Origin of the sequence: Phenylobacterium sp. (assembly GCF_004799395.1) — a bacterium.
In the GTDB taxonomy this organism is placed as follows: Bacteria; Pseudomonadota; Alphaproteobacteria; order Caulobacterales; family Caulobacteraceae; genus Phenylobacterium.
The window spans coordinates 1-17524 of the sequence record NZ_SSMZ01000277.1; the positions used below are offsets into that span (position 1 = coordinate 1).

The 17524-nt window shown below is 69.3% G+C and carries 18 protein-coding genes; 9 read left to right on the forward strand and 9 right to left on the reverse strand.

The window, feature by feature from the left end; translation table 11 throughout:
• The first annotated feature begins 177 nt into the window (after nucleotides 1–177).
• From E8A12_RS17920 to E8A12_RS17930, 3 genes are read left to right on the forward strand one after another with little or no spacing between them, the layout of a single operon-like run.
• Nucleotides 178–624 (forward strand): response regulator, encoded by a 447-nt coding sequence (locus E8A12_RS17920; protein WP_293371334.1) that lies wholly within the window; start codon nucleotides 178–180, stop codon nucleotides 622–624.
• The gene (locus E8A12_RS17925) at nucleotides 603–824 is read left to right on the forward strand and encodes a hypothetical protein (RefSeq protein ID WP_293371336.1); all 222 of its coding nucleotides are present in this window, start codon (nucleotides 603–605) and stop codon (nucleotides 822–824) included. The genes E8A12_RS17920 and E8A12_RS17925 overlap by 22 nt, the downstream gene beginning before the upstream one ends.
• Before the next feature lie 6 nt (nucleotides 825–830).
• Complete coding sequence (locus E8A12_RS17930; protein WP_293371338.1) at nucleotides 831–2102, forward strand: hypothetical protein; 1272 nt, start codon at nucleotides 831–833, stop codon at nucleotides 2100–2102.
• A gap of 47 nt (nucleotides 2103–2149) precedes the next feature.
• Here the strand turns inward: E8A12_RS17930 and E8A12_RS17935 are convergent, their stop codons facing one another.
• Nucleotides 2150–3658: a carboxylesterase family protein gene (locus E8A12_RS17935; RefSeq protein ID WP_293371340.1), complete on the reverse strand. Its 1509-nt coding sequence runs from the start codon at nucleotides 3656–3658 to the stop codon at nucleotides 2150–2152.
• 174 nt (nucleotides 3659–3832) lie between these two features.
• Between E8A12_RS17935 and E8A12_RS17940 the strand changes: the two genes are divergently transcribed.
• The 5 genes from E8A12_RS17940 (at nucleotide 3833) to E8A12_RS17960 (ending at nucleotide 9428) form a co-directional block, all read left to right on the forward strand.
• The gene (locus E8A12_RS17940; protein WP_293371342.1) at nucleotides 3833–4918 is read left to right on the forward strand and encodes an AI-2E family transporter; all 1086 of its coding nucleotides are present in this window, start codon (nucleotides 3833–3835) and stop codon (nucleotides 4916–4918) included.
• A 22-nt stretch (nucleotides 4919–4940) separates the two neighbouring features.
• Nucleotides 4941–5126, forward strand: a complete 186-nt coding sequence (locus E8A12_RS17945; RefSeq protein ID WP_293371344.1) for a hypothetical protein — start codon at nucleotides 4941–4943, stop codon at nucleotides 5124–5126.
• Between the two features lie 192 nt (nucleotides 5127–5318).
• Nucleotides 5319–7076, forward strand: coding sequence for an ATP-binding protein (locus E8A12_RS17950; protein ID WP_293371346.1), 1758 nt, complete (start codon nucleotides 5319–5321; stop codon nucleotides 7074–7076).
• A 48-nt stretch (nucleotides 7077–7124) separates the two neighbouring features.
• Complete coding sequence (locus E8A12_RS17955) at nucleotides 7125–8906, forward strand: PAS domain-containing protein (protein ID WP_293371348.1); 1782 nt, start codon at nucleotides 7125–7127, stop codon at nucleotides 8904–8906.
• A 270-nt stretch (nucleotides 8907–9176) separates the two neighbouring features.
• Nucleotides 9177–9428: a hypothetical protein gene (locus E8A12_RS17960; protein WP_293371350.1), complete on the forward strand. Its 252-nt coding sequence runs from the start codon at nucleotides 9177–9179 to the stop codon at nucleotides 9426–9428.
• A 164-nt stretch (nucleotides 9429–9592) separates the two neighbouring features.
• Here E8A12_RS17960 and E8A12_RS17965 read toward each other — a convergent pair whose 3' ends face one another.
• Together E8A12_RS17965 and E8A12_RS17970 are read right to left on the reverse strand one after the other, a co-directional pair.
• Nucleotides 9593–9937: a hypothetical protein gene (locus tag E8A12_RS17965; protein WP_293371352.1), complete on the reverse strand. Its 345-nt coding sequence runs from the start codon at nucleotides 9935–9937 to the stop codon at nucleotides 9593–9595.
• Nucleotides 9938–10039: 102 nt separating this feature from the next.
• Entirely contained in the window at nucleotides 10040–10303 is a 264-nt protein-coding gene (locus E8A12_RS17970) for a hypothetical protein (protein ID WP_293371354.1), read from the reverse strand.
• Nucleotides 10304–10477: 174 nt separating this feature from the next.
• Here E8A12_RS17970 and E8A12_RS17975 point away from each other — a divergent pair, with 174 nt between their 5' ends.
• Entirely contained in the window at nucleotides 10478–11686 is a 1209-nt protein-coding gene (locus E8A12_RS17975) for a membrane dipeptidase (RefSeq protein ID WP_293371356.1), read from the forward strand.
• Here E8A12_RS17975 and E8A12_RS17980 read toward each other — a convergent pair.
• The 6 genes from E8A12_RS17980 to E8A12_RS18005 form a co-directional block, all read right to left on the reverse strand.
• The gene (locus tag E8A12_RS17980; protein ID WP_293371358.1) at nucleotides 11683–12294 is read right to left on the reverse strand and encodes a malonic semialdehyde reductase; all 612 of its coding nucleotides are present in this window, start codon (nucleotides 12292–12294) and stop codon (nucleotides 11683–11685) included. The two genes, E8A12_RS17975 and E8A12_RS17980, sit on opposite strands and share 4 nt — an antisense overlap.
• Nucleotides 12294–13682 (reverse strand): LLM class flavin-dependent oxidoreductase, encoded by a 1389-nt coding sequence (locus tag E8A12_RS17985; protein WP_293371360.1) that lies wholly within the window; start codon nucleotides 13680–13682, stop codon nucleotides 12294–12296. The genes E8A12_RS17980 and E8A12_RS17985 overlap by 1 nt, the downstream gene beginning before the upstream one ends.
• Nucleotides 13679–14464: an ABC transporter ATP-binding protein gene (locus tag E8A12_RS17990; RefSeq protein WP_293371362.1), complete on the reverse strand. Its 786-nt coding sequence runs from the start codon at nucleotides 14462–14464 to the stop codon at nucleotides 13679–13681. The genes E8A12_RS17985 and E8A12_RS17990 overlap by 4 nt, the downstream gene beginning before the upstream one ends.
• Nucleotides 14461–15330, reverse strand: coding sequence for an ABC transporter permease (locus E8A12_RS17995; RefSeq protein WP_293371364.1), 870 nt, complete (start codon nucleotides 15328–15330; stop codon nucleotides 14461–14463). The genes E8A12_RS17990 and E8A12_RS17995 overlap by 4 nt, the downstream gene beginning before the upstream one ends.
• A 10-nt stretch (nucleotides 15331–15340) precedes the next feature.
• Nucleotides 15341–16444 carry an ABC transporter substrate-binding protein gene (locus E8A12_RS18000; RefSeq protein ID WP_293371366.1) on the reverse strand — a complete coding sequence of 368 codons (1104 nt, stop codon included), beginning with the start codon at nucleotides 16442–16444 and terminating at the stop codon, nucleotides 15341–15343.
• Nucleotides 16445–16520: 76 nt separating this feature from the next.
• Nucleotides 16521–17501, reverse strand: a complete 981-nt coding sequence (locus E8A12_RS18005; RefSeq protein WP_293371368.1) for a TauD/TfdA family dioxygenase — start codon at nucleotides 17499–17501, stop codon at nucleotides 16521–16523.
• Nucleotides 17502–17524 lie beyond the last annotated feature (23 nt).

Below are 17524 nucleotides of genomic sequence, written 5' to 3' on the forward strand. Positions count from 1 at the left end.
TGAAACTGAACTCTGAGAATTGTTGAAAAATCTAGGGAACAGAGATATTAGTAACTTACGTCAACGCCTTTGAATCGCAAATAGACCTATATAACATCTATATTATTCAAGACAACTACATCATGTTGATAACACAGCAAGATACAATAGTGGTCTCAAAGTGAATTTGTACCTGAAATGTTGGAAAATCCCCGAGGGCCCGCGCAGAATTCATCTGGGATTGGCAGCGTGACGCGGCGCCGAGTTCTGATCATGGACGACGACGTTGAGCTGCTGCGGCAAATGATCTGCGCGTTTCGATCTCGGGATTTCGAAGTTGTCGCCGCCCTCGACGGGGCCATCGGATTACGGTCCTTCACACGCGAGCCGACGGCGTTGGTGGTCACCGACATCATCATGCCGAACCGAGAAGGCATCGAGACCCTTCTCGCGCTCAAGAAGTTGCGACCGTCGGTGAAGGTGATCGCAATCTCGGGCGGCCTCCGGCTCGGGCCCGGCGATTTCCTGGACCTGGCTCGCCACGCCGGCGCCGACGCCGTGCTCGCAAAGCCCTTCAGGTCATCGGACCTGCTCGATGTGGCCGAGAGGTTGTTGCGTCCCGAATGCCCGGCGGTCGCGCCATGACCTTACGAACGATCGATCAGAGGTCAGCGCTGGGCCACGCGTTCAACAACCTCTTTGCCAAGATCTTGGGCGCGGCGGAACTCGCCTTGGATGACCCGTTGTCCAGGCCGGTGCGCGGCGAACTCGAAACCATAGTTCGGCTTGTCGGCGAGGGATGCGGACTGGTCGACACCTTGCGCAGGATGCGCGGCCAGGACTGAACGGCGATGGAACGGTTCACTTCGGCGGGATTGCGCGCCGTGCTCGAGAAGGTAGCCCCCGCCATCGCCGCGGGATGCGTCACCGTCATCAGCGTTGAGGCGATCCGCGAGCGCTCGGGCGACAAGTGGCCCCGCAAGCGCGAGCAGGTGGCGAGTTTCGTCGAGCGCGCCTTCAGCCGCGTCTCGCAGCCAGGCGATCTGATGGTGAGCCTGAACGACGCCGAGTTCGTCAGCGTGCAGACCAGCGTCTCGCGCACCACCTCCCTTGGCATCAGCGCCAAGATCCTGAAGGAGGCGCTGGCCTTCTTTCTGGGCGCCGCCGCGCGCGAGGATTTGCGACTCTTCCAAGTGACCGCCTTCCACAATGGCGCGCTCACGGTCGAGCCGCTGGACGCTGGGAGGATCCTCGACAACGCAGAAGGCGCGGCCCGGCCGGGAGCCCGCTCGTCCGCTCCGCCGGCCGACGACCTCACCTGGAAAGTGAGCCGCACCTGGCGTTTGACCTCACCGCCGAACCTCACCCTCGATCTTGAGATGACGCCGGAGCCAACCTGGAACGTCGCGGCTCGGGTCGTCGCATCGTTCCTGTTGCGCCCGTCCATGTGGCTCGCGGTGGGGGACGAACCGGCGCGCCCGGCGGACGACTGGGACCTTCCCGCGGTGCTCGCCGGAGAGGCTGCCATGAACGGCATCGCCTATGCCGCCGAACTGATCGGCAAGAACAAGGTGCAGGTTGCGCTGCACGCGCCGCTGCCGCTAAGGGCGGCCACCTACAGCACCTCGCGCTACGACCTGCTCAACCTGTTACGCGGCCTCGATAACGCAACGCGGCGGCTCCTGATTCTGGAGATCACGGACCTTTCGGCCGGCTTTCCACGCAGCCGCCTCACCGAAGTGGTGTCCATGGTGTCGCCGTACTGCCGCGCCGTCCTCGCCCGCGCGCCCTCCGAGTGCGCCGATGTGCGGATGTGGGGCGGCTGCGGGCTCAGCGGGGTTGCATTGGATTGCCGGAACCTCGAGGCGGACGGCCGCGACGTCCAGCGACGGTTGGCGATCTTCGCGCAGCGAGCGAAGGAGTCATCGCTGGCGTGCGTCGGCTACGACTTCCTCTCCAGCAGCCTGATGTTGGCGGCCTGGGCTGCTGGCTTCACCCATCTCGGCGGCAGAGCCCTCTCTGAGGAAATCACCCGTCCTCGGTCTATCGCCCGATTGCAGCCGGCGGACATCTTCGCGCGCGGACACCGAGCGGCAGAGTTTCCTCAGAGATCGGCCGCCTGACGCACGGCGATCTAGGGGAGGAGGGCGTGGAGCTGGATATCGAGGCCCTACCGCCCCGCGGCGTTGAGCTGTTCGACGAGGTCGAGGCTCGCCTTGTGGAACAACGGGCGGGCGTGGACGCCGTCGGCGCCGAACTCAAGCACGGCGTCATTGGCCGGGGTGTAGGCGGGCCAGGCGGCGGCGGGGGTGCTGGGATCGGTGGTCTTGGCGAAGGCGGCCCAGGCATCGGTCATGGCGGCGCTCGACTTGCGGTCGTCGGGCGTGGCCGCGGCGATGGTGCGGGTTCCCTGGACGCGGTCGTGGTCGGGCAGGTTGCTGAAGACGTAGGCGAGCTCTCCGCCATGGGCGAGGCCATGGATCGTCGCGCGCTGGGCGGCCGGGATATAGCTGTCGTAGTAGACCCAGGCCTTCTGGCCGTTCTTGACGTGAAGGCGGGCCAGCAGGCGGTCGGGCTCGATGACCAGGGACTCCGTGCTGGTGTCCCACTGGACGAGCTTCAGGTCGGACGGGCTGCCATAGACGGAGACCAGCTTGTCGCGCAGCGGGCCGGCGCGATCGAGCGGGGTGGCGGTGGCGAACAGGCTCGCCTCCCAGCTGTTGCCGCCCGCGATATAGGGGACCTTCAGTTCGCGGCCGGCGGCGAAGGCCGCGGCCGGCGCCTCGGGCAGGACCTTGCCGTCGAGGATCGGTGTGATCGCGCCGGCGGCCTTGGAGAGGTCCTCGGCGCTGAGCGCGCGCAGGGCCTTCATGGCCTCGGGCCCGCTGGCGGTGACGCCCAGGCCGGCGGCGTAGGTGGCGCCCAGCTTCTCGGCCTGGGCCATGGGCAGGCCGGGGATGCGGCCGAAGCCGGATTCCGAGATCGCCTTGGCGAACAGCCCCTTGGCCTGCGGCGAGGCCATTAGGTCGTTGATCAGGATGCCGCCGGCGCTCTCGCCAAACGCGGTGACGTTCTTCGGGTCGCCGCCGAAGGCCGCGATATTGGCCTGCACCCACTTGAGCGCCGCCAGGTTGTCCATCATGCCGTAGTTGGCGAGCGGGGCGTTCGGCTGTTCGGCGGAGAGCGCGGGGTGTGCGAAGAAGCCCAGGCGGCCCAGGCGGTAGTTGACGGTCACCAGCACCACGCCGCGTTCGGCGAAATGGGTCCCATCATAGAGGGCGTTGGTCCCCGAGCCGCCGGTGAAGGAGCCGCCGTGGATGAAGACCATCACCGGGATCTTCGCACCGGGCTTGAAATTGGCCGGGGTCCAGACGTTGAGCTGCAGGCAGTCCTCGGACTCCTTCACGTCCGGAGTGACCTGGCGCATCTGCATGCATTGCGGACCGAGCGCAGTGGCGTCGCGCACGCCGCTCCATGACGCCGGGGCCTGCGGCGGGCGCCAGCGCAGGTCCCCCACCGGCGGGGCGGCGAAGGGGATGTCCTTGAAGCTGGCGACATTACCCGAGACGGACCCATGCAGGGTTCCCTGGGCGACCGTGACGGTGTCGGCGGCCTGGGCGGCGGTGGCCGCCAGCGCGAAGACCGCCGCGGCGGCGGCGAGGGTGGTGCGAAGGTTCATGTGTGGTCCGTCCCGATGGCCCGCTTGTGGTTTCCGGCGCCCGGCTGCGGGAGCCCAGGCGGGGTGGAGGTTGCGCGGCGGGCTGGCGCAGGGTCAAGGGCAGAAGCGCAGGCTGGCAGTAGGACGCCCATGCCAAGCTGCCCGTTCCATGGCATAGGCAGGGCTGAGGGACCGATGGAAAAGACGAAACCGGCCAGGGACGGCGAGACGCTTGGCGGGCTCCTGAAGATGCTGGGCGTCGCCAATATCGTGGTGGCCGTGATCCTGACAGGGGCGGCCTTCTACGCCCTGCGGCGGATCCTGGAGCCGCTGGTGCTGGCGGTGTTCCTGCTGATCGTCATCGATGGCCTGGCCCGCGCGCTGTCCCGGCGGGTGAAGGTGCTGAAGGACTGGATGGCGCTGACGCTGGCCATCGTGCTGATCGTAAGCGCCTTTAGCCTGACCCTGTGGCTGTCGGCCGACAACGCCGCGGACTTCGCGGCCAAGGCGCCGGCCTACACCGCGCGGATCAATGCCGTCCTGCTGGCGGCGGCGCAGCGGTTCGGCCTGTCGGTAACCCCGACGGCGGCCAGCCTGCTGGGCGAGCTCAACCCGGCGCGCTACGCCGGCGTGCTGGCGAGCGCGCTCAGCCACTTCCTCGAGGGCGCGGTCTTCGTGCTGGTCTATCTGGGCTTCCTGCTGGCCTCGCGCCGCGGGTTCTCCGCCAAGTTCGGCGAGCTGTTCCGCACCGAGTCCGAGCGGTCGGAGGCGTCCCGCGTGTTCGACCGGGTGCGGCGCGGCGTCGAGAGCTACATCTGGGTGCAGACGGTGGTCGGCGTGATCATCACCGCGGCCTCGGCGGCGATCATGGTCGCCTGCGGCCTGAGCCACGTGGCGTTCTGGTGCGTGATCATCTTCCTGGCCAACTACATCCCGGCCATCGGGGCGGCGATCGGGGTGCTGTTCCCGGCGCTGTTCGGGCTGATGGAGTTCGACGGCATCGTGCGCGCCATCGTGCTGGTGGCCGGCCTGGAGGCGACGCACTTCGTGGTCAGCCACGTCGTCCAACCCCGGATGCAGGGCCGCAGTCTGAACCTGGACCCCATCGTGGTGCTGCTGGCGCTCGCGTTCTGGGGCGCGGTGTGGGGTACGGTCGGCGCGTTCCTGTCGACCCCGCTGACGGTGGTCGCCATGGCGATCCTGGCCGAGTTCAAGCCCAGCCGCCCGATCGCCGTGCTGCTGTCGAGCGACGGGAAGCCCTACGCGGATTTGCAGGGGTAGGGGTGGTCCTACGGAGGCGGATTTGGGCCGGGAGCAGGTCACCGCAGTTCTCGTGCTGGGCATCGTGGCGGCCTTTCTGGGCTACACCCTGATGACCCGGCTGCACGAGGGTCGCTGCCGACCCGGCGGCAGGCGAGGCGGGATCGACTGCACCTATGCCGCGCCTGTGGACCGACCCTCGTCGGACCCGGGATCGTTCCGTCCGTAGCAACCCGACGTCAGCAACCCGACGTCCGGGATCAGCTTCCGGAGCTCCGCGATGACCGCACCCTGCGACGGCGGGGGCGAGCGGCCCAGGCGGGCGCCGCGGGGCGGGATGGGCCGAATGAACCGTCCCGCGCGGCATTAACGCGGCTTTGTCGAAGCTTTGGCATGCTCGACCGCCGATTTCGGGGGCGTAATGCTGCACGACTGGTTCGACGAGCGGTTCAGCGAGGCCGGCGCGAGAAGTTTCCACTTCTCGGCCATGCGCGTGCTGATGGCCGGCGTGGTCTGGGCGGTGCTGGGCCTGGGCGTCAGTTGGCAGGCGGCGGGGTTCTGGGTCGCCGCGGCGATCGCCGTCGAGTGGCCGCTTCGCGAAGTCACCCGCCCGATGGCCCGCGACCTGAAGCTGAGCCGGGCCGAAGGCTTCCTGTGCATGGCGGTCTACGCCGTGGCCATCGCGGCCTGGAGCGCGGCGGGCGCGATCCTGTGGGCGTCCAACCACGTGGCCTGCGAGATCGCCGGCCTGGCGTTCTTTGCGGGGCATCTGCTTTATCTGGACACGCATCACGGACGGTCCTTGGGCGCGCTGATCCCGGCTTTGCCGGCGCTGGTCGCGCCGGCCCTGGCGCCGCTGATCGTCCCGCATTTCCACGGGATCGATCAGATCCTGGTGGAGGTGACCATGCTGGCCGTGGTGGGCCATGCAGGGGTCAGCATCACGGTCAATTTCTTCGAATCCAAGCGCCTCACCGAGGCGACGGCGCAGATGGTGGCGGCCCGCGACGAGGCGGAGATGGCGAGCCGGGCGAAGAGCGCCTTCCTGGCCACCATGAGCCACGAGATCCGCACCCCCCTGAACGGCGTTCTGGGCATGGCCCAGGTGATCGCCGCGCGGCCGGACCTGCACAGCGAGGTCCGCGCCCACGTGGACGTGATCCGGGCGTCCGGCGAGGGCCTGCTGGCGATCCTTAACGACATCCTCGACCTGAGCCGCGTCGAGGCCGGCAAGCTGAAGCTCGAGGACATCGAATTCGACCTGGCGGCGCTGGCGATGGGCGCCCGCGACACCTTCGCGCCGCTGGCCGACGACAAGGGCGTGGCCCTGGAGCTCGAGTTCGCCAAGGGCGCGGCCGGCGTCTACCGGGGCGACCCGACGCGGGTGCGCCAGATCCTGCACAACCTGATCTCCAACGCGCTGAAGTTCACCGAGGCTGGTCGCATCGCGGTGGGGGTGAGCCGCGACGAAGGTGCGGTGCGGATCGCCGTAGCCGACAGCGGCGTGGGCATCGAGGGCGAGGCCCTGTCGCGCCTCTTCGCCAAGTTCGAGCAGGCCGACGCCTCGACCACGCGGCGCTACGGCGGGGCAGGGCTGGGGCTCTCTATCTGCCGCGAACTGGCGGAGCTGATGGGCGGGTCGATCGTGGCGCAGAGCGAGCCGGGGAAGGGCTCGACCTTCACGGTGTGCCTGCCGCTGGCCCGGTCGGGGAGGGCGGCGGCGAGCGCCGCGGCGCCGGCCGTGGCGCGGGCGGCTGGGCGGCCGCTCCGGGTGCTGGCGGCGGAGGACAATGCGATCAACCAGCTGGTGCTGCGCACCCTGCTGGCGCAGGTGGGCGTCGAGCCCGTGGTGGTCGGCGACGGGCGCGCGGCGCTGGAAGCCTGGAGCCGCGAGCCCTGGGATCTGATCCTGATGGACGTGCAGATGCCGGTGATGGACGGCCCCACCGCGGCGCGGGCGATCCGCGCGGCGGAGGCCGGGAGCGGGCGGCCCTACACCCCGATCGTGGCGCTGACCGCCAACGCCATGTCCCATCAGGTCAGCGACTACGTCGAGGCGGGCATGGATGGCCACGTCGCCAAGCCGATCGAGGCGGCGAGCCTGTTCGCAGCGCTCGAGCTGGCGCAGGTCCAGGGGCGGCCGGAGACCGGCGAGGCCGACGCCGTCGCGGCGGCCTGACGCCAGCGACCTTGACCGCGGCGATAGGTCGCGCCCAGATGGGGTCTCGTGCGCGAGGCGGCCAAGTTGTTCAAGGGGCTGAGCAAGATCGACCTGCCGGGGCGGAACGGCGCAGCGCCCAGCCTGCTGACCCGCGTGGTGGTGACCATCGCCCTGCTGGTCGTGGTGACCGTGGCCCGCCGGGCGATCGCGACCGCCGTGCCCGGCGTCGTGCCGTTTTCCCTGCAATTCCCCGCGGTGCTGCTGGCCACGCTGCTGGCCGGCTGGGTGTCGGGCGCGACCGTGGTGACCATCGGCGGGCTCTACGCCTGGTACCTCACCATGCAGCGTCCCAACGGCGGGCCGACCGAGGCCGAGCTCGCGACCCTGGCCCTCTACGTCGTCTCGGCCGGGTCGATCGTGGCGTTCGCCGAGGTGTTCCGGGTCCGCGCGCGGATGCTGGTTGGCGGTCAGGCGGCGCTGCAGGCCAGTGAGGCGCGCCTCGAACTGGCCACCAAGGCCGCCGCGGTCGGCGTCTGGGAGTGGCGGCTGGCCACCAACGAGATGATCTATTCGCCGGAGGCCCGCGCAATCTGCGGCTTCCCGGCCGACGGGCCGGTGACCTACGAGATGGTGGCCGCGGTCACCCATCCTGAGGACTTCCCGCACACCTCGGCCCAGGCTGAGCGGGCGCTCGACCCGCAGGTGCGCGACGAAACCCCCTACGACTACCGGCTGAAACTCGCCGACGGCGAGGTGCGCTGGGTGACCGCCAACGGCCGCGCGGTCTTCGAGACGGTGGGCGGCGAGACGGTCGCCACCCGCTATGTCGGCACCCTGCAGGACATCACGGCGCGCAAGCGGGCGGAGGTCGAGCGCGACGAGGGCGCCCAGCGCCTGGCGCTGGCCATCGACGCCGGACGCATGGCGGTCTGGCAGGTGGACCCGCGCGGGATCACCCCGAGCCCGGAGCTCAACCGGATCATGGGCTTCGCCGAGGACGCCCAGCCGACGCTGGAGGAGATCAACGCGCTTTATCTGCCGGGCGAGCAGGACCGTCTGCGCCAAGCGGCCCAGGACGCCCTCGCCTGCGGCGAGCGACGCTTCGAGGTCGAGTACCGGGCGCGGCGCGTCGACGGGGCGCTTCGCTGGCTCCTGGCGCGCGCGGAGATCCTGTTGGACGACAAGGGCGCGCCGCGCAGCGCCATCGGGGTGGTGATGGACGTCACCGAGCGCCGGGATTCCGAGGAGCGCCTGAGGCTGCTGGCCCGCGAGGTCGACCATCGGGCCAACAACCTGCTGACGGTGGTCCTGAGCACGGTGCAGCTGTCCCAGGCGCCGACGGTGCAGGCGCTGAAGGAGGTGGTGTCCGGGCGGATCGCGGCGCTGGGCCGAGCGCACCAGCTGCTTTCCGAGGCGCGCTGGGAAGGCGCGGACCTGCGACGCCTGGTGGAGGAGGAGCTCCTGGCCTTCAGCCTGGGCGAGGCGGCGCGGGTGACCATCGAGGGGCCGGACGTGGCGCTGTCGCCGGCGGCGGCCCAGGCGTTGGCCATGGCGCTGCACGAGCTGGCGACCAATGCGGCGAAGTACGGTTCGCTGTCGAAGCCCGAAGGCCGCGTGGCGGTGAGCTGGACGCGCGGCCGCGGCGGGCCGCTCAACCTCCGCTGGGCGGAGAGCGGCGGGCCTGAAGTGGCGACGCCCTCACGGCGGGGGCTGGGCACGGTCATGCTGACCCGTGCGCTCGCCGGACCTCTGGGTGGGACGACCCATCTGGATTGGCGTCCGCAGGGCCTGGTCTGCGACCTGGAGCTGCCGGGCGAGGCGCTGGAGCAGGTCGTCGCCTCGGCCTGACGCGGCGGCGCGCCACGAGTTCGCCACCAAGGAATGGATGACACGGCGCAGCGCGCGCCTGCGCAAGGCGCGCCGACCCGACGCCGTCTTGACGTTCCAGCTCGTTCGAAAAGGATAAGGCCCGATGCCGGACCCCGCGTCCAACCTCATCCCTCAGCCCGCGCCGGGCGGGCTCGCCGGCGGCGCGATCGGAGCCGCGGGAGGCGGCCTTGGCGGAATCGTTGTGGAAGGGGTGAAGCGCGCCGCCCCGGCCAATGGAGCGCCGGTCGCGTGAGTTACGGAGCCGAAGACCGCGGTGGGACCGTCCTCGCCACCCTGAAGACTCACGCACGCGACTCGTGGGTGCGATGGGTCCTCGAGGTGTCGATTTTCGCCAGCGTCTTGGTCTTCTGGCCGCGCCTTGTCGGCCACGCGGTTCAGGCGGCGATCCTCGCCGAAGTCTTCTTCGTCTTCCTCGCCATCCTTTGGCAGTGGAGGCGGCCGGTCGACGCCAGAGCCGATCGCGACGGCGCGGCAGACTAGGGCGGCGCCTACCGTTCCGCGTTCCGACGCCCCTGCGCGGGTTCCAGGCCACGGATACAAGCGGGCGGCGGCCCACGACAGCCAGCCGGTTTCGACCCCAGCGGCGGCGTCGCCGCCCCAGGTGCTTCGCCTTTGTGCGAAGGTGCAGGCGGGCTGGGCCCCGCCTAGGCGCCCGCCACCGCCTCGGCTCGCTCCAGCCGTACCAGGCCCTTCTTGGCCAGGGCGCCCACAACGGCCTGGGCCCAGCCGACGGAGAGTTTGGCGTCGCAGGCCAGGGCGGCGACGATGGCAGGACCGGCTTCCAGGCGGGGCCAATGAGCGAAATCGTGAAAAGGAGATTCCGCGTCGATTTCCCAATAAAATTCAGTGGCCTGCAAAATGTCGGTAATGCAAGCGGGTTGCGGCGCCTCATCAACGAAAAACTTTAGAAAAATCATGTAATTATGGACGAATTTCACCAAAGAGTGAGAATGATCCAGTAGGCCTTCCGCGCAAGGGGCCATGCTCATCGACACTGCGCTCCGGAAGCTTCGCGGGGCAGGGGCGTTACGCTGACCCGTGAGAAGCAGCGCGAGAGTCGCCGACTGCTGGAAGCCGAGAGTTCACCGGCCTCAAATGTCGTCGGGCAGAGACCAGAGCACCTCGTCCAGCGCACGACCGTTCGTGAACCTGTAGGTCGCTGCGTCGAGATGGCGCGACTGGCGCAGGGCGCGCCGCCGCGCAAGTTCGACACCGAGGATCAAGGGCGCCAGCGACGCCGTCTCATCGCTTCGCGCGGTCTCGAAGCGGGCCATCGCCTGCTCCAACAGGCAGTGTGCGCGATCGAATTCGGCCTTGGCGAACGAATAGATCGCCAGTTCTTCGCCCCAGTCCATGGCGCGCTCCGCGGCTGTTCATTCCCTACTGGGAAACGTCCAAACATCGCGCCGAGAGCCCGCCGACCCTAACGACGCGCTCTAACAGCTCGCGGAGAGAATCTCGATTGCAAATCATATCTAAGGAATAGGAGATGGTCGCCGCGGACGCGACCGCGGGTTGGGACGATCGCCATGACCTCGAAACAGGACGCCACCCGTTTGGCGCTCGCCTCCGTCGGCGTCGCCCTGGCGCTGGGCGCGTCGGGTGCGGTGATCGCGCAAGCCAGTTCCCCGGCGGCGCAGATCCACCGGCGGGTCCTGACCCTCGACAGCCACGTGGACGTCCTGCTGCCAAAGACGCCGCCGGCGACGCCGCAGGCCGGCCTCTCGCAGCTCCGGGCCGGCGGGGTGGACGCCGTGGTGCTGGCGGTCTTCGCGCCCACCGGGCCGCCGACGCCTGAGGGCTATGCCGCGGCGCGGACGGAGGCGCTCGCCAAGATCGCGGCGATCAAGGCGCTGGTGCGCGACAATCCGCAGGACGCGGAACTGGCGCTCGGCGCCGCCGACGTGCGGCGCATCGTGGGCTTGGGCAAGATCGCCGTGCTGGTCGGCTTCCTCAACGCCTACTGGCTGAACGGCGATGTGGCCGAATTCGACAAGCTTTATGCGCAAGGTGTCCGGGTCGCCGGCCTGGCGCACGCCGGCAACAACGCCTTCGCCGACTCCTCGCGGCCGCAGGCCGGCGCGGGCGAGCCGAACGGCGGCCTGTCGGAGGCGGGCAAGGCGGCGGTGCAGCGCCTGAACGACCTCGGCGTCCTGGTGGACGTCTCGCAGCTGACCCCGAAAGGTGTCTTCCAGACACTGCAGATTTCCCGGGCGCCGGTGGTGGCCACCCACTCCGATGTCCGCGCCCTGGTCGACGCGACCCGCAACCTGTCGGACGTCGAGATCGACGCCATCGCCAAGCAGGGCGGGGTTATCCAGGTGACGCCGTTCAATGCCTATCTGGTCACGAGACCCGCCGGCTACGAGGCCAAGGTCGCGGCCCTTCGCCAGCAATACGGACTGGCGCCGGCATCCGGTGACCAGGGGCTGGCGACCCTCGATGCGGCCAAGCAGGCGGCGTTCATGGACGCCTATCGGGCGCTCTATCCGCGGGCAAGCCTCAAGCAATACGTCGACCACATCGACTACATCGCCAAACGGGTCGGGGTGGACCACGTCGGCATCGGCAGCGACTTCAACCACGGCGCCGGGATCACCGGCTTCGCCGACGAGAGCGAGGCGCCCAACGTGACGCGGGAGCTGGTGGCGCGCGGCTACACCGAGCCGCAGATCGCCCAGATCTGGGGCGGCAATTTCCTTCGGGTGCTGGCGGCTGCGGAAGCGGCGAAGCGTTAGGCTGGCGCCGACCCGCGGCCCTCCAGGCGCGGCTGCTGCGGGAAGCCCGGCGCACGGGCGGGATAGCCCAGGCTGCAGAGGAAGTTCGCCCGCACACGCGGCGTGCGGAAGAACTCGAACGACACCCCCGCCTCGTCGAATTCCGGAAAGGCCGCGGCTTCCAGGTCGAGCGAGCGCGCCGCGACGATCAGGTAGGCGCCTTGCAGCGCGCCGTTGCGGGCGGCCGTCTGGCGCACGACCTCCGGATCGTCGAAACAAGATCTGGCCGCGGTCGCCCTCGGCAGGAATTCGACAAGCTGCTCGGCGAAATCCACGTCGTAGCCCACAATGGCGCAGGCGGGCGCGGCGAGCGCGTCGGCGCGGTGGCGCTCCGGCAGCAACGGCGCGAGCCGCGCTTTGGCGGACCCGCTGTTCAGGAAAAGCACCCGCGTCGGGGAGGCGTCGACCAGGGTCGGGCCGAGGCTCATCAGGGCGTGGAGCTGTTCCAGGACGTCGCGGGAGATCGGGATGTCGGACCAGACGGGGCGAACCGGCGCGCTATGAAGCACCTTGCCGAGCGCGCGCCGCGACGGCGTCCCGACCGCAACGGGCTGAGGGGCGGCGGACATCAGCCGAGCGCCGCCTGGGCGAATTCGGCCGAGGGCGCCGCTGCATCGGCCGCTGCCCGCCGAGCCAGGCTGTTGGCAGGCCGCGCCAGGCCGAGGTTCTCGCGCAGGGTCGGGCCCTGGTATTCGGTGCGGAAGAGGCCGCGCCTTTGCAGGATCGGGACGACCTGATCGACGAAGTCGGTGAGCGCGGTCGGGAGCACCGGCGGCATGATGTTGAAGCCGTCGGCCGCGCCGTGGTCGAACCAGTCCTGGATGGCGTCAGCGATCTGTTCGGGCGTCCCGACGACGGTGCGGTGGCCGCGGGCGGTGGAGACGGCGCGGTAGAGTTCGCGCAGCGTTGGTTGCTCGCGCTCGACCAGGTCGGAGACCAGCTTCAACCGACTTTTCGAACCATTGGTGTCGGCCGGGAGCGGCGGCGCCTTGTCCTCCAGGGACAGTCCGGAGAGGTCGACGCCGGCGTAGTGCCGCTTCAGGATGCTCCAGGCCACCGAAGGGTGGACCAGGGCCTGGAGTTCCTCGTAGTTCGCCTGGGCTTCCGCCTCCGTGCCGCCCAGGACCGGGAAGATCCCGGGCATCACCAGCAGCTCCTCCGGGCGGCGGCCGAACGTCGCCAGGCGCGCCTTGACGTCGGCATAGAACTCCCGGGCGTCCTCGATCGTCAGGTTGGCGGTGAAGATCACCTCGGCGGTGCGCGCCGCGAGCTCGCGTCCGGCGTCGGAGGCGCCGGCCTGGACGATCACCGGATAGCCCTGCGGCGGACGGCCGATGTTGAGCGGCCCACGAACCTGGAAGTGCTCACCCTTGTGGTTCAGCAGGTGCAGCTTGGCGGGGTCGAGGTAGACGCCGCTCTGGCGGTCGCGGAGGAAGGCGTCGTCCTCGTAGGAGTCCCAGAGCCCCTTCACCACATCGATATATTCCTCGGCCCGCTCGTAGCGGCGCGAATGCTCCAGGTGCGCTGGCACGCTGAAGTTCGGCGAAACATCTGCGCCGGTAGTGACCACGTTCCAGGCCGCCCGGCCGCCGGAGATCCAGTCCAGGGACGCGAATTTCCGCGCGGTCGTATAGGGGTCCTCGTAGGTGGTGGTCGAGGTGGCCACGAAGCCGATGTTCTGAGTGGCCTGCGACAGCGCCGACCACAGGGTCACCGGCTCGAAGTGGGCGGTCTTGCCGTCTCGTTGGTAGACCTCGATGTCGTTCGGATTGCCGTAGCCGCCAGGGCTGTCGGCCACGAAGACCAGGTCGAACTTGCCCCGCTCGGCCTCCTGCGCCAGGGCCCTGTAGTGCGCCAGGTTCAGGCCGGCGTCGGCCTGGCTATCGGGATGCAGCCAGGCAGCCACGTGGTGGCCGGTGGCCTGCAGAAAGGCGCCGAGCTTGATCTGGCGGGTCATGGCGGATCTCCGGATGAAATCAAAGTTGGGGCCGCCTCGCGCTCGGCGACGCCGAGACGGCCCAATAGCTGTCGGCGCAGGGCGGCGAAGCGGACGCTCCGCTCGGGGCCGTCGGGCGGCAGCTCCACGGCGATGTCGGCGGCGACCCGGCCCTGCTCGAGCACCACCACGCGGTGGGCGAGCTCGATCGCCTCGTCGACGTCGTGGGTGACCAGCAGGACCGCGGGGCGGTGAGCCTCGGACAACCGCTTCAACAGCGCATGCATGCGGATACGGGTGAGCGCGTCCAGGGCGCCGAACGGCTCGTCGGCCAGCAGCAGTTCCGGCTCGCGGACCAGCGAGCGGGCCAGCGCCACGCGCTGCTGCTCGCCGCCGGAGAGTTCATAGGGCCAGGAGGCCTCGCGCCCCAGCAGTTCGACCTCCAGCAGCGCTCTGACTCCGCGCGCCTCGGCGTCAGGGCCGCTGAGCCCGAGGATGACGTTGTCCAACACCCGTTTCCAGGGAAGCAACCGGGCGTCCTGGAAGACCACAGACCGGCGTTCCGGCACGACGATCTCGCCATCGCCCTCCGCCTCGTGATCAAGGCGGGCGAGCGCGCGCAACAGCGTGCTCTTGCCGCAGCCGCTGCGGCCCAGCAGGGCCACGAACTCGCCGCGCCGGATCTCCAGGTCGACGCCGTCAAGGACGCCCTTCAGCGTAAAGCGCCGGCTGAGGCGGCGGACTCGAACGACCGGCTCGCAGGCCAAGGATTCCGGGGCGGGTGGCGTGAAGGGCGCGTTCATCGGCCGAAGGTCCGGCGCCAAGCCAGGGCGCGTGTTTCCACCTGGCGAACGGCGAGATCGGAAGTCAGCCCCAGCAGCGCGTAGACCACGAGGCCCACGACGATGACGTCGGACTGGGCGTAGGTGCGCGCCAGGTTGATCATGTAGCCGATGCCGCTGGTGGCGTTGAGCTGCTCGACCACCACCAGGGCCAGCCAGGCGGCCATCACCGCGAAGCGCAGGCCGAGCAGGAAGCCCGGCAGGGCGCCCGGAAGCACAACCTGGCGGACGAAGGTCCAGCGGCTGAGGCCCAGGGTCTCGGCGAGCTCCACGTAGCGGGTTTCGATCCCGCGCAGGGCGGCGTGGGTGTTGAGGTAGATCGGGATGAACACCGAGATGGCGATCACCGTGACCTTCATGGTCTCGCCGATCCCGAACCACAGGACGATCAGCGGGATCAGGGCCAGGACCGGGATGGCCCGTTTCACCTGCACCAGGCCGTCAAACACGTAGCCGCCCCAGAGGCTGAGGCCCGAGGCCAGGGCCACCAGGACCCCGGCGACCACACCGAACGCCAGACCCTGGGCGGCGCGCCAGGCAGAGATCGCCAGATTGGCCTGCAGCCGGCCCTCGTGGATCAGATCGGCGGCGGTCGAGACCGTGGCCCACGGGGCGGGAAGGATGCGCGCGTCGATCAACCCACTCATCGAACCCAGGGTCCAGACCAGCAGCAGCAGCGCCGGCCCCAGAAGCCAGCCGAGCGGGTCGGGCTTTCCGACCCCCAGGCGCCGGACCGCCCGGACAGCCTTCGTTGCAACCCAGGGGCGCCGAGCCGCGTCGGGCCGCTTGAGGACGGCGGAGAAAAGGGTGGGGCTTTGGGCGCTCATGATCGTCCTTTCAGCGCGCGGCGAGCGTCGCAGGGCCGGGCGCGCTGCTGGCCTGGACGAAGGCGTCGGCAGGCAGGGTCTCGAAGCGTCGGTCGAACAGGCGGTGCGCGTCGAACGGGGCGTGGTGCGTGACCTCGGCCATCAGGCCGATGGAGGCCTGTTCGCGGGCGATGGCGTCCGTCCAGTCGCGCGGCACCACGGTTCGGCCCAGGGCCTCCACCGTGTAGCGGGCGTCCTGCTGCGAAAGGCCCTGGTCGCCGTGGTAATAGACCTGGGCCCACTCATCCGGATGCTGGTTGATCCAGGCCTGGGCGCGGGCCCAGACCTGCACCCAGACGCGCAGGGCTGCCGCCTTTCCGGAATCCTTCAGGGTCGTCTCCGGCACATACATGGTCACGAAGTCGTCGCGCACGCCCGACTTCAGCGCTTTGGCGCCTTGCGGACCGAAGCGTTCCAGGTAGCGCTTCAGCGCCGCGCCAGTCCCCAGGGGCGCCACGTCGATCAATCCGGCGGACAGGGCGTTGACGTAGATGTCCGCCGACGGGCTCGGCAGTTCGACGAGGGTGACATCCTTGGCGGTCAGGCCCTGAGCCTGCAGCACCCGCTGGACGATCTCGCCCTGAACCTGTCCGGGACTGTAGGCGATGCGCTTGCCGCGCAGGTCCTTCAGCGAGTCCACATGCGCCTTGGGCGAGACTGCGAGCTCGAAGGCCGGATGACCGTCGGGGTCTTCGCGGAAGCGCACGGCGATCATCTTCACCGGCAGGCCCACCCAGATGGCGTGGATCGGCGGGATGTTGGCCACCGACCCCACGTCGAGGGCGCCGGCGTGGAAGGCTTCGGTCACCGCCGGGCCGCCGGTGATCTCGGCCCATTTCACCTTGAAGGGCAGGTCCTTGATCCAGCCGGTGTGCTCAAGGACATGCTCGGTCACCGGGTCACCGATGGCCAAGGTCACGCCGGGCGGCACGTGGGTCGGCAGGGGCGCGTCGAGCGCCAGCTGGCCGGCCATGGTGGCGGCCGCCTTCGGCGCCGGCGCGCGGGTCGCGGCGTAGACCGACAGCCCGGCTGAGAGGCCGAGGAGGGCGATGGCGAGGTAGCCGGCGCGGATCACGAAGGGGCCCTGCGAGGGAGGAAGGGGAATGGCCCGCCGCCAAAGGGGAGGAGCGGCGGGCCGGCCGGCGCGCCTTTCAACCGATGACGTTGAACAGCTCGCCTTCGAGCGCCTGCGACCGGAAGCGGTCGGCGCCCGTGGGTAGCTCGCCCGCCACGGTGATGCGGCGGACCACGCGAGGAAGATCGAAGTGCTGGTAGTCGATGGGTCCGGCGTGGGCGACGGCCTGGTTGTCCCAGACTACCAGCGACTTCGGGGCCCAGCGGAAGCGGACCTGATACTCCGGCCGGGTCGCTTCGAAGTAGAGGAGGTCGAGCAGCGCCTGGCTCTCGCGTTCCTTCAGTCCGACGATGTGGGTGGTGGTGCCGGGGTTGAGGAACAGCAGTTTCTCACCGGTCTCCGGATGGATCCGCACCAGCGGATGCAGCGAGACGAACGGGCCGGTCCCGCGGCCGTCGCGGCGGGGCTTGCGCGCCTTGTCGCCGCCGAAGTCGTAGCTGGTGGTCTGGTGGACGGCCTGCAGTTCGTCGATCAGCCGCTGGATCTTTGGTGAAAGGCCCTCGTAGGCGGCGATCAGGTTGGTGAAGAGCGTGTCGCCGCCATAGGGCGGGATCTGCACACCGTGCAGGATCGAATAGCGGTTGGGGTTGGCGACGAAGGTGATGTCGATGTGCCAGCCCTTGTAGTCGCGCGGCTTGCGCGCGCCGGGCTTGACGTTGTCGTTCTCGGTGCGGCGGACGCGGTATTCGTCCACGGCGCGCTCCCAGATTTCCGGATGGTCTTCGAGGCCCTCGGAGATCGGGTGGGCCGGCGTCAGCGGCCCGAAGGCGCGGCCGAAGGCCTTGAGCTGGTCGTTGGTGATGTCCTGGTCGCGGAAGAAGACCACGCGCCACTTATGCAGCGCCGCCTGGATGTCGGCTGCAGTGGCCGCGTCCAGCGGCTCGCGCAGGTCCACGCCGGAGAGCTCGGCGCCGATAATCGGCGTCACCGGCTCGACGATGAGTTTCGAGTCCGTGCGGACCGGGGCCTCGCGGGGCTGCAGGTTGGCGACGTTCATGGCGATCCCTTTCGGCAATGCAA